12 protein-coding genes are annotated in these 12705 nt (G+C 34.4%); 9 read left to right on the top strand and 3 right to left on the bottom strand.

Features of this window, described 5'->3' with window-relative positions; translation table 11 throughout:
• Positions 1-29 precede the first annotated feature (29 nt).
• The 9 genes from QUE09_RS13195 to QUE09_RS13155 are packed head-to-tail and all read left to right on the top strand — an operon-like array spanning position 30 to position 10075.
• Positions 30-1748 (top strand): tetratricopeptide repeat-containing sulfotransferase family protein, encoded by a 1719-nt coding sequence (locus QUE09_RS13195; RefSeq protein ID WP_286233239.1) that lies wholly within the window; start codon positions 30-32, stop codon positions 1746-1748.
• A complete protein-coding gene (gene rfbA / locus QUE09_RS13190) occupies positions 1745-2617 on the top strand; it encodes a glucose-1-phosphate thymidylyltransferase RfbA (protein WP_286233238.1) in 873 nt (290 codons plus the stop codon). The genes QUE09_RS13195 and rfbA overlap by 4 nt, the downstream gene beginning before the upstream one ends.
• Before the next feature lie 9 nt (positions 2618-2626).
• Complete coding sequence (gene rfbB / locus QUE09_RS13185; RefSeq protein ID WP_286233237.1) at positions 2627-3703, top strand: dTDP-glucose 4,6-dehydratase; 1077 nt, start codon at positions 2627-2629, stop codon at positions 3701-3703.
• A gap of 53 nt (positions 3704-3756) precedes the next feature.
• Positions 3757-5622 carry a hypothetical protein gene (locus tag QUE09_RS13180; protein ID WP_286233236.1) on the top strand — a complete coding sequence of 622 codons (1866 nt, stop codon included), beginning with the start codon at positions 3757-3759 and terminating at the stop codon, positions 5620-5622.
• Between the two features lie 16 nt (positions 5623-5638).
• Entirely contained in the window at positions 5639-6337 is a 699-nt protein-coding gene (locus QUE09_RS13175) for a WbqC family protein (protein ID WP_286233235.1), read from the top strand.
• A 43-nt stretch (positions 6338-6380) separates the two neighbouring features.
• Positions 6381-7109, top strand: coding sequence for a class I SAM-dependent methyltransferase (locus QUE09_RS13170; RefSeq protein WP_286233234.1), 729 nt, complete (start codon positions 6381-6383; stop codon positions 7107-7109).
• Between the two features lies 1 nt (position 7110).
• Complete coding sequence (locus tag QUE09_RS13165) at positions 7111-7974, top strand: hypothetical protein (RefSeq protein WP_286233233.1); 864 nt, start codon at positions 7111-7113, stop codon at positions 7972-7974.
• 5 nt (positions 7975-7979) lie between these two features.
• Positions 7980-9089, top strand: coding sequence for an FkbM family methyltransferase (locus QUE09_RS13160; protein ID WP_286233232.1), 1110 nt, complete (start codon positions 7980-7982; stop codon positions 9087-9089).
• 17 nt (positions 9090-9106) lie between these two features.
• Positions 9107-10075, top strand: a complete 969-nt coding sequence (locus QUE09_RS13155; protein ID WP_286233231.1) for a glycoside hydrolase family protein — start codon at positions 9107-9109, stop codon at positions 10073-10075.
• A 62-nt stretch (positions 10076-10137) separates the two neighbouring features.
• Here QUE09_RS13155 and QUE09_RS13150 read toward each other — a convergent pair whose 3' ends face one another.
• Genes QUE09_RS13150 through QUE09_RS13140 form a run of 3 tightly spaced genes read right to left on the bottom strand, consistent with a single transcriptional unit; the run spans position 10138 to position 12704 of the window.
• A complete protein-coding gene (locus QUE09_RS13150) occupies positions 10138-11676 on the bottom strand; it encodes an amino acid adenylation domain-containing protein (protein WP_286233230.1) in 1539 nt (512 codons plus the stop codon).
• Positions 11677-11729: 53 nt separating this feature from the next.
• Positions 11730-12470: an SDR family NAD(P)-dependent oxidoreductase gene (locus QUE09_RS13145; RefSeq protein ID WP_286233229.1), complete on the bottom strand. Its 741-nt coding sequence runs from the start codon at positions 12468-12470 to the stop codon at positions 11730-11732.
• A 9-nt stretch (positions 12471-12479) separates the two neighbouring features.
• Positions 12480-12704: an acyl carrier protein gene (locus QUE09_RS13140; RefSeq protein ID WP_286233228.1), complete on the bottom strand. Its 225-nt coding sequence runs from the start codon at positions 12702-12704 to the stop codon at positions 12480-12482.
• Between the last annotated feature and the right edge of the window lies 1 nt (position 12705).

The raw sequence follows: 12705 nt of genomic DNA, 5'->3' as shown, positions 1-12705 counted from the left end.
TAAATTGAACGACCGTAGTAATATTACTTGTGAAATCTGTTAATAAAATTAAAAAGGCGCGAGAATTAGCCGTAGCAGGGCAATATCAGAAGGCGCTAAAAGAATTAAAGAAAGAGCGAAAATTGTCTCTCGAAGCAACCTTTCTAAAAATTGAGCTATTAAATACCTTAAAGGAATATCCATTAGCGATATTTGAAGCAGAAATGTTGCTTAAGAAAAATTTAGATGATAAACAACGCTGTCAGCTACATTTGTTTATCGGAATTTGCTATAAGAAACAGGGCAAATACTCTGCCGCAATTTCATCTATTGAACAAAGCGTTTTGATTGATGGTGGAATTAGTAATGGCAGTGCTGTATATAATTTGGCGTTTCTATATTTAACAACATTAAATGTTATCGCTTTTGAAAGAGTTTCGCTTAAATTGCTACATTGGGAGAAATTTTATATTGGTACTCATGTAATGCGTATTCGGAGTGCCGTATTACAGCAAAATATGGAGTTAGTTAAACAGCGCTTAAATGAAATACAGCCTTATGCTCATTTGCTTGATGCTGCACAGTTTGGCAAAGTTGCCACATATTATTTTGATTTTAAAATGTATGCAGAGCTTTCAGTACTTATTGAGAAATATGAAAGAATTAATCCTGGTAGCACCCTTGGTTTTAAGGCGAAAGTAGCCTTTGAATCTCAAGAGTATGACAAAGTTATTGGCATGCTTGATAATCATGTCTTGGAGCAAGCAAATAATCCCACGCTCGATTATATGGTCGCAGATAGTTACCACCAACTGAAACAGTTCTCAAATGCACAAATTTATTATCAGCAAGCAGCTACTAAAAAAGCTAAAGAAGTTAGACATAAAAAAGTTAAACCTTCAAATTATCAAGTTTATAAATCGCTCGCTAAAGGCTTTGCTAATGAAGTTGAAGTTGATGAATATAATGTATTTACCAATATTACTTTTATTGCTGGCTTTCCAAGATCAGGTACTACGCTCATCGACAATATTATCGACACACAAGAAAATGTATTGGTTTTTAGTGAAACAGGCGTGTTTCAAACTGTTATTAGTGCATTTAAGGACGAACTAAATAAACGTTATCCGCAGGATATGTTTCGCCTAACTAAAGATGAAATAAACTATTTACGCGGTGTTTATTTTGAAACGGTGGCAAAATTAGGTTTCGATTATGCAAAATACCAAATGATAGTCGAAAAAAGCCCGCATTATTCGTGTGATCTACCTTTTATCAATCTTATTTTTCCTGAAGCTAATTTGATCTTTATGCAACGCCATCCACTGGATGTGTGTTTAAGTTGTTTTCAAAAGGACTTTGTTGCCTCGAGTGAAAATATCAAGTTAATCGAAATAAGGTCAATTATTGATACCTATATTGAGGTACATAAGTTAATAGCTATGTATGAAAAAGAGTTAAAGTTGCCTATATATCGTTTGAGTTACGAAGCGTTGGTTAATAACTTTGAACAAGAGTGTCGCAAGCTATTCAGTGCGATTAAATTAAATGTAGATGATACTTTCTCTAATTTTTCTGAGCACGCCAAGAATAAATATGTAACAAGTGCATCAAGAGGGCAAACAAATCAACCGATTTATCAATCATCTATGAACAAATGGGTAAACTATAAAGCGTTATTTGAACCCTATTGGGGAAAAATTACATCGTGCGTCGAAAGTCTTGGATATGATTGTCAGACGGAAAACGTCAAGGAGTCAAGGCGATGAAAGGTATAGTATTAGCGGGTGGAACTGGCATGAGGCTTTATCCGTTAACGCAGGTGGTTAGTAAGCAATTAATGCCTGTATACGACAAACCAATGATATATTATCCGATAGCTACGCTTATGCAGGCAGGCATTAAAGATATTTTGATTATCACAACTGAAGAGGACTCTCAAAAATTTAGAGACCTGTTGGGTGATGGTAAGTTATGGGGTATTGAATTGCAGTATTGTATTCAAGATAAGCCTAGAGGGCTAGCACATGCACTTATAGTTGCCGAAAAGTTTGTTGCTAATGATTCATTTGCGATGATTTTAGGTGATAATTTATTCTATGGTCAAACACTTCCAAGTTCACTGCAAAATGCGGTAAAGAAAGAAAGTGGCTGTACAGTTTTCGGTTATCACGTTGCTAATCCTAGTCAATACGGGGTTGTAGACTTTGATCAATCAGGTAGAGTTACCTCAATTGAAGAAAAGCCAGTTCAGCCAAAGTCTCATTATGCTATTCCAGGGATTTACTTTTTTGACAGCCAAGCTATTCAATTTGCCAAAAATGTTAAACCTAGTAAACGCGGTGAGATGGAAATTACAGATGTATTGCTACAGTATCTTTCGGAACAGCAATTAACTGTTGAAATTATGGGAAGAGGAATAGCTTGGTTGGACACTGGGACACATCAAGATTTATTAGTTGCTGCGCAATTTATAGCGACAGTAGATAACCGACAGGGCTTAAAAATAAACTGCCCTGAAGAAGTAGCTTTTCGTAATGGCTGGATAACGGCTGAGGAGCTTAGAAATATTGCTCAACCACTAAAGAAAAGTGGCTATGGGGAATATTTATTAAACCTATTAGAAGAGCTTAAATGATATAGTTGTATGAGTAACGAACGTAATAAAAGCATTCTTATCACTGGCGGTGCTGGCTTTATTGGAGCCAATTTTGTGCATTATTGGCACAATAAATATCCTCAAGATACGTTAATTATATACGATGTATTAACTTATGCAGGCAATCTTACCAGTATTAATGATCTTATTGATGAAGGTAAAGTGTATTTTGTTAAAGGGGATATTGCTGATAGAGCAAATGTCGAGTCTGTAATGCAAACTTACGATGTTTGTACTATTGTTAATTTTGCCGCCGAATCTCATGTTGATCGTTCAATCAATGGAGCTACTGATTTTATCCAGACAAACATTGTTGGTACCTTTCAACTCTTAGAGGCAGCGAAAAATGTTTGGTTAGCAGGCGATAATAAAGAGAATGAATATCGGTTTCACCATGTATCTACAGATGAGGTATACGGTTCTCTCACAAGCTTAGAACCAGCGTTTACTGAAAAACACCAGTATCAACCTAACTCTCCTTACTCGGCTTCTAAAGCCGCGTCAGATCATTTAGTTCGTGCATACCATCATACGTATGGCTTAAATGTTACAACATCGAATTGCTCAAATAACTATGGGCCGTATCATTACCCTGAAAAGTTGATCCCTTTAGTGATCACAAATATTTTGCATGATCGTCCCTTACCTGTGTACGGTGATGGACAACAAGTTAGAGATTGGCTGCATGTTGTTGACCACTGTCGTGGGATAGAAGCTATTTTACAACACGGTAAAATAGCTGAAACTTATAATATCGGTGGCGAAAATGAATGGCAGAATATAGATATTGTTAAACTTATTTGCCAAATCATGAATGATAAAATATCTGGTTCTGAACAATACCAGCAACTTTTTCCATGTGCCCTAAAGGCAAAGCTAAGCTGTAGCGAAGCATTAATCTCTTATGTAGAAGATAGACCTGGCCATGATGTTCGCTATGCAATTGATAATAGTAAAATTAAAAAAGAGCTAGGGTTTCAAGTAAATACAAGCTTTAAGCAAGGATTAGAACAAACGATAGACTGGTACCTTAATAATACATCTTGGTGGATGCCATTAATCTAATATTATTAAAAAGCTATCACTATAACTAAAATTTTTTAAATGCTGGGGGCATTATGACCGAGAAATCTACGCAAGGGAAACAAATTACCTCTGTTTCAATTTCAGATATTGAAACACCAATACTTAACGGGAATTATAAAAAGGCAGAGCAAGCACTGGTAGCAATGATGAGAAATCAAGCAGCAGAAAAGATGGAATTTGATTTACGCCCTAAAGGTCGTAATCTATCTGTTGCTCAAAAAGACCTTGAAAGCTATCAAATTATCGAAAAACTCGCGACTCTTTTGACTAAAATGTTAAGCGACCCTAATTATAAAGCAGGCGAGGCGTTATTTCATGAGTTTTTGGTTAATAAAAAGTTTATGTCGTTTTTATTTTCGGCAAGTAGCTATCAAAACACAGATCATATTGTCAGAAATTTGGGCTTAGATAAGAAAAACCAATTTTCGCTAGCTGAAGTGAAAAAACTATTAGTGTTGTATATGCCAGATAGTACTTTTGAGTTGCCTTGGGTACAACTCATTCCTCATTTACCTGCCGATATTGCTAGAGCATATATTGGGCTAATTTCATCAGCTGTACTAAATTTATCACCAACTTCATTTGAAAACCTTAATCGATTAACTCGAATAGCAAAGGACCTACCGACATTAAGTTATAAAAATCCACAGAATCTTGAACTGATGAGTTCTGGTTATTTTCATGTCAGTAATTTAACAGGTGAAGGTAAGAACGAATTTAAAAAGTGGGCGGTAAGAAATTATACTGCATTCATGGATAAATATTTATCGAGTAAAATAAAGCAAACTATTGCAAACGATGTTAAAAATAAGCCATCTAAAGAAAAACCAACTATTGTCGTAATTCACGAACATTACCGTGATGGACACGCTATGTATCGTTGTTATGAAACCCTAATTAAAGGCTTACAGAAGAGTTTTACAGTAATAGGTGTAGGTGAAAAAGGTAAGGTTGATAAATTAGGTCAAAAGGATGCTGATGAATTTTTACTTTATGATAACATTTATGAATTTGAAAAAATAATATCAGACATACTCTCTTATAAGCCTGATGTCTTGCTATACCCATCTATTGGTATGAGTAATTTTGTACCTTTATTGGCTACACAGCGACTAGCACCAATCCAAAGTATGTGTTTAGGCCACCCATCTTCCAGCTACTTTGAAAATATAGATTTTGTGCATTATATGGATTTGGCTGGTATTGATCGCGCAGCTATTCAGTTTTTTCTAAATGAAAAAATAGCGCCATTTGAAGGTGTCTTAACTGGGATGTCTTCCAGAGCATATACAATTGAGTCGGAATGCAAGGTTGACGCCGAAGGTAAGACTCATGTTGCGGTAAATGGGGTTATACAGAAAGTTACCTCTGCCTTATTGGATATTTGTCAAAGAATCTCTGATGGTAGTGCAAAGGAAGTAGAATTCCACTTTTTCATGAATAATCCTAAACAAGATTTAGATTATTTTGCTGCACAATCAATATTAAGACGTTATTTGCCTAATTCATCTTTACATATGGCACAGAGTTATAATGATTATATGAATACCTTAGCAAAATGTCAGTTTGCAATTCCAACGATTCCATTTGGTGGTAGTAACAGTAATATAGATTGCCTTAAGCTGAGAATTCCAAAGCTATTTATCATTGATAAAAGCGATATGGCAGGGTATACCGACTATCAAATTTGGAATACATTAGGTATTTTAGAGGGCTTTTGTAAAAATGAAACTGAATTGGTCGAGCGTGCGGTTAACTATGTCAATGCGCCGTCAACGATGAGTTCATATGTTCAAGCTATTGAAGGTAAGTTATCACAAGGTGTAAAATTCGAAATTAATAATTTAGATGCAGATGAACGTCTAAATGATGTAATTGTGAAACTTCTTGCTGATTAATGTTGGTATTTTAAATATGAAATTAGCGATAATGCAGCCTTATTTTTTACCATATATTGGGTATTTTCAGTTACTGAATTTAGTTGATAAATTTGTTTTTTACGATGATGTTAACTTTATTAATAGAGGGTGGATTAATAGGAATAACATGCTTGTTAATGGGCAAGAACACCTATTTACTATTCCACTAGTTAAGGCTAGTCAGAACAAGTTAATCAAAAATATTGAGATTAATAATTGCAGTGATTGGCGAAGTAAAACTTTAAAAACTATAAGATTATCATATAGTAAGGCACCTAATTTTGACTCTGTTTATCCAATTTTTGAAAGTATTTTCAATTTTCAAACAAATTCGCTACCTGATTTTATACTAAATGCAAATTTAAGGTTAATAGCGTTTTTATCAATTGACACTGAAATTATTCAAAGTTCAAGCCATTATTTAAATAATGGCTTGAAGGGACAAGAACGCATTTTAGATATTTGCATAAAAGAACAGGCAACTATGTATGTTAACCCCCCAGGAGGGAAAGCTTTGTACGAACAAAACGAGTTTGTTCGTAGAGGTATTGAGCTGAAATTTTTAAATGTTTTACCGATAGAGTACAAGCAATATGGTAAAAAGTTTACGCCGTATTTATCTATTTTAGATGTCTTAATGTTTAATGGGTTGCCTGAAATAAAAAAACTACTGAACTGTTATAGCCTTGTATAGACAGTTCATCAACATCATCTGTTTATGTTAATTGGGAGTCACAATGGCTGAAAAACAAGGACATTCTTTTGGGGCATTAGAAAGTGTTAAGTTTGATCACAGAAGGAAAGATTACTACGATTATGTCGATTTTTTAAAGAAGAAAAATGTTCCTTTAGATGAATGTTTACAGGACTTTACAGCTTACGTTGGCCATATGTCATTACATCGTATGATTACGATATATGAGTTGTATAAACAAACACTTGGTTTGGCTGGACACATCGCTGATGTGGGAGTTTATAAAGGAGCATCATCCTTACTTTTTGCAAAATTAATAAAAATTTTTGAATCTGAATCGTTAACATTATGCCATGGTTTCGATTGGTTTGAGGGCATGCAATTAAATGAAAAAGATTCAGCCTTAATAGAAAACGGCGGTTATAAAACAGAATATGAAGATATTTTAGAGCTTGTGAATAAGCAAGGATTTAGCAATATATTAAAAATTCATAAACTTGATTTAAAAAAAGATTTGAATGAATTTTTTGATGAAAACCAGCATTTACGATTTAAGTTAGTGATGATGGACGCTGGTACATACGATGTTATGAAAGCTAGTATTCCATTCTTTTACGAAAGACTTATACCTGGCGGAATAATGATCTTTGATCAATATTCGCATGAGTTTGCTCCTGGTGAAAGTAATGCATTGCATGAATTACTACCTAATGTTTCTGTAAAAACACTTGTAAATTCATGGATGCCAAATGCTTATATTGTAAAGTCGTAAAATGAAGAAAATGGATATTGTTTTCATTGGTTCGTCAGAATTAGGGCTTTGTGCTTTGAAGGCATCAAACAGGTTTAATATTTTAAACGTTCTCTGTTTACGTAACCGTTTAACTGAAGGTCTTAATAATGCGGCTCAGGAAATTGGCTTGAGCATTAAATTATTTGATTGGCACGAAGATTTCAGGGTTTTAATAAATCAATTTGATATTGATACCCCTTTTTTCATTTATCAGTTAGATATGCTGGTTCCTGAAGATATTGTGAGAAAGTATCGCTTTTTCAATGTACATCGAGGTTGTTTGAGGTTAAATAGAGGACCTAATCCCGACGTATGGCCTATTTTGTTAGGCTTTGAAGAAACTAAAATATCACTCCATCAGTTAAATGAAAAAATAGATTCTGGTTTATATATTGATTCGTTCTCTGTGGATATTGAGCAAGGAGAAGACAGTGTTGTAGTTAAGGGCAAGATGGAAGCATTTATGCCTGATATCGTTGAATCTCTTTATCTTCATTTATTGGGGGCACTAGCGGGAACTACACTTTCTGGAGGAGATTATTATCCATGGATAAAAGAATATGACTTTACTATTGACTTAACTTCAGATTCTATCGAAGTTATGCAGCGTAAAATATTATCTCAGAGGCAGTATTTTGGTGCATTGTTATGCTTTAATGAGCAAAAAATATACATAAATGATATGTCTGTTTCTGAGATGAGTATTGAAGGTTCATTACCTTTCCAGCGAATTAATGAAAAAATTTACATTCAAAAAGAGGGTAAAGAGGTTATTCTTTATGTTAACTCTAAGGCGGAATATCGGCCGATGAAAAATAGACCTCTACCAATAAACAAGATATAGCTTATATGAAATTTAAAGATCTTATTACATCTCTGGATGTTAATTTTACACGCCCAATTGAGAATTTATTATTGGCTGATAACCCTGTTGTTATTTATGGAACAGGTGTTTATGCATATGTGCTGTTTAATTATCTAAGATTAAAAGGAATTGAAGTATCAAAGTTTGTTGTAGATGCAAAGTATTTAGTTGTTAAGCACTACTTGGGTTTAGAAGTTCAAACTATTGAAGAAAACGTTGAAAAACTAGCAAGCTGTTCAGTTGTTATTGGCATTACAAATTACTTAGCGGCACAGGAGAAATTAAAAGCATTTGGTGTTAACCATTCTTATGTTATTGATGTTCCTGATTTCTTAAATATGCCAAATGAGTTTATGAATAAGGAATTTGTTGAAAATAACATTACACAATTTCAAGAAGCATATAATCTTTTTGAAGATGATTTTTCTAAACAAACCTTTATTGCAGCCATTAATACTAAGATCTCTGGGGATCTTTCATTCTTATTACCCGTGGTAAAAAATGAACATCTTTATTTTGCTCAAGACTTATTTGATATTTCTGATCATGAAGTATTGTTGGATGTTGGTGGATTTGATGGAGACAGTATAAGAGACTTTACCAGTATCTGTAATAGTCAGTTTGATAAAATTATTTCATTAGAGCCTTTTGATGAAAACTTTAAAAAACTCACGCAAACCGTAAAAGAATTGGGGCTAATAAATGTAGTTCTTATAAATAAGGGGGCATGGAGCGAGTCAACAACATTGTCTTTTAGTATTACGGAAGAAAATATTGATAATAAAATCACTGTTGAAGGTCAAGGGACGGAAAATATTAGTGTAGATACGCTCGACAATATTATTGATGAATGTGATATTGATAAAATAAGCTTAATAAAGATGGATATTAATGGCGCTGAATATGAAGCTCTAAGAGGAGCTGAGCATACATTAAATACATTTCGACCGAATATAGCTGTAAAAATGCATGTCAAAGAAGATTTTTATCGTCTAGCAATTTTACTAAAAGCAATGTGCCCCAATATAAAACTTTATCTCCGTCAGCGTAATTATATGTCAATGATGTTAGTTTTATATGCTACTTTTGAATAAATTATTAGGTAAACCACATGTTAAAATGGAATAAACAAGGACAAATATTTGATCCTTCGCTTACGCAGCCCTTTGAATGGATGACTGAGTATGCTCAGTTGCCTTCTCCTTTAGTCGTTGATGAGAATACTGTGCGAGTTTATTTTGCTTGTCGTCCTGCTAGAGATGGAAATTTACAATATGTGTCACGTTCTGGTTATGTGGAACTTGATCTACAAGATTTATCACAAGTTAAATATATATCAGAAAAACCTTTATTTGAACTTGGTAACGCGGGAGCGTTTGATGAATTTGGGAGTATGACAAGCTCTTTTGTACGCCATGAAGATAAGGTTTACGGGTATTATACGGGCTGGACAAGATTACAATCAGTTCCTTATACAATGGCTGTAGGAATGGGAATTAGTGAAGACGGCGGGCGTACGTTTACTAAACTAGGACAGGGGCCTATATTAGCTCCGACACCCAATGAACCTTATTTAGTCTCTGGACCGGTGGTTAAAAAAGTAAAAAATAATTGGCATATGTGGTATTTATTTGGCACTAAATGGATTGAACATAATGGTAAAAAGGAGCCTATTTATAAGCTTGCGCATGCAACTTCTCTAGATGGAATAAATTGGCAAAGAGATGGCAAGCAAGTGATTCCTTCTAAATACGAAGATGAATGTCAGGTTTCTTTTGGTATTTTTGAATTTAATGGAAGCTGGCATACTATTTTTGCTTATCGTCAGCCTACTGATTTTAGAGAGAATACATCAAGAAGTTATCGATTGGGGTATGCGAAATCTGATGATTTAATAACATGGCACCGTGATGATGAACTTATTGGTATAAATGTTTCTGGCTCCGGTTGGGATTCTGAGATGATTTGTTATCCTCAAGTGTGTCAGATCGGCGAAGATATTGTTATGTTTTATTGTGGAAATAACTTTGGTCAAAATGGCTTTGGTTATGCAAAATTAGATATCTCAGCTTCCAGTTAAAATGAAAGAGCCTGCCGAAAATATCTCAAAGCAGGCCCTTTGCTTTTTTGTTTGAATTAAAGTTACTGTAATGCCTTTCTATCCACTTTGCCATTTGGATTTTTAGGGAGCTGTTCTAGAAAGGCAATTTCATTCGGCAACATATATTCAGGCAAGTATGGCATTAAATCGTTAATAATACTTAACGGTTCTTTAATTCCTTTTGCGATGACGTATGCAAAAATTTTACCGTAATTATCATTTACTCGCTTATAGATAACAGCAGCTTCAGATACATTGGGTAATAGTAATAACGCATGCTCAATTTCATCTAATTCAATTCTATATCCCATATGTTTTATTTGATTATCTTTTCTAGCAACGAAATGTAGTAACTTAGTCTTTGTATCTTGATAGACTAAATCCCCAGTACAATATGCTTTTTCCTGATAGTTTTTTTGCGATGGATTACTAATAAATGCTTTTTGCGTTTTATCCTGATCATTGTAGTAGCCCGCAGAAACGTTATTACCTAAAAGTAATAACTCTCCTTGCTGACCTGGCTTTACTGGTTCCAAGTGCTCATTAACGATTTGAAAATCGAAATTAGGATTTATGGTACCTAAAGGAAGGATTCCTTTTGTGTCCACTAAGTCATCAGCCTGAACATCATAGCTTGAGCATATACAAGTACCTTCAGTAGGCCCATATACGTTGATAAACTTTATTCTATCTTGATAGAGCGAAAATAGCTTTTTAAGCGTTATTTTTGGAAAACCTTCTCCGCCAAAAGTAATGATTCTGATATTAGTGAATGTGTCTTTGGTTAATGCTCTAAATGAATTAAGGTAGATAAGCAATGAAGGTACTGAAAACCAGATAGTACATTGTAGTTTGTCGACATATTCAACGAGAGTTTTAGGTGATTTGGTGATCTCTTTACCTATAGGGGCAATAGTTGCTCCACTAAAAAGTGCGGTGTAGATATCAAATACTGAGTTGTCAAAATAAAGAGGACTTACATTGGCGAATATGTCTGACTTGGTTATTTCGTATCGAGGAATACTCCAATTAAAAAAGTTGATCAAGTTGCTGTGAGATATAACTACGCCTTTAGGGGTGCCTGTAGAGCCAGAAGTAAACATGATGTAGGCCGATGTACTTCCAACTACGGGATCTGGTAGCATTGGATAACTTACGGCTAATTTATCAAGTGCTATAGAATCTAAAGTTGCAGTAAAAGCACTTTCCTTCAAAGAAAGATTTGCAAATTTATGATCAATGTAGTCTTCAAAAAATACTGCACATGGGTTGCAGGTATCCGCTATTTTTTGAATTCTATAAAGGGGAGAATCTTGATCTAAATTGGTGTAAATTGCACCAATTTTTAAACAGGCGATAATTAAAGCGAAGCTTTTGGGCGATTTATTATTAAATATCGCAACAACGTCTCCCTTTTTTATTTCTTTGTCTAAGAGGTAATGAGCTAGTTGATTGGAAAGAATATCAAGTTGAACATATGATGTGTTTAGCGTCTTATCTTCGTATTTTAATGCAAGTTCATGGTTGTTTTTTGCGACTTGCTCGAAGCACTCTCCTAAACTATAGCATTGGTTTTGCATTTGAAGTTTATAGCCTTTTATTTGAATTGATTTATTGAATTATTATTTGCAAGCTATTTTAACAAACCGCCATCTACTTCAATCACCGTACCTGTCATGAATTCATTGTAAATCGCTAGCTCAACAGCTTGCATGATACTTTCTTTACTGCCTAGTTTTCGTAATGCGGTTTTACTTAATATATCTTTTTGTATTTCTTTCGGTACCGCTTGGTGCATAGCCTCAGAATCTATGTAACCAGGAGAAATTGATACCGTTCTAATTCCTAAGCTGCCTAATTCTTTTGCCCAAGTTTTTGTTAAAGCATTTAATCCTGCTTTAGATGCCGCGTAGGCACTTTGACCTGCGGTGCCTGTTGAGCTCACTGAGCTTATATTAACGATCACCCCCTTTTTTCTTTTCAATGCAAGTTGCTCTACAAAGTAACTTGCTGTTTCAAAGCTTGCCGTAAGGTTGATGTCAATAACGCGCTTCCATGCACTAATGTTATGAGTTCTTTCGCCTTTATTAAAAAAATTGAACAAAGGTTCATTATGTATAATGCCTGCATTATTTATGAGCACATCCGCATAATGAAATTTTTCTTTAATCTGTTCGAAAGCAGATAATAAGCTGTTTGTGTTTGTGATATCACATTGTATAGACGCTAGATTTTCATGACTTTTTTCTAAATCAGAAAGTTGAGAGGCATTTATATCTAGTGAAATTACATTGCTACCTTTTTCAAGAAGGTATTCGACCATATGTCGACCAAGCCCGTTTGCACCACCAGTAATAATAATATTTTTTGTCATGATGAAATACTATTGACTCAACTCTACTGCTTTTGTTCTTAATGCTTTGATACTTGTTAATTCCATAATATCATCAATGCTTAGTTCTACTGAAAATGCTTCTTCAATGGTGGCTATTAATTCCATATGCTTTAAAGAGTCCCACACCACAATATCCTCCATGGTCAGATCGTTGTCTAGATCTTCCACTTTCATTTTAAATAACTCAGCTAAAATTAAATTAATTTTCTCCATT

Origin of the sequence: Thalassotalea sediminis (assembly GCF_030295915.1) — a bacterium.
Classification (GTDB): domain Bacteria; phylum Pseudomonadota; class Gammaproteobacteria; order Enterobacterales; family Alteromonadaceae; genus Thalassotalea_C; species Thalassotalea_C sediminis.
Note: the sequence above shows the minus strand (reverse complement) of the source record. Positions and strands in the feature narration are given on the sequence as shown.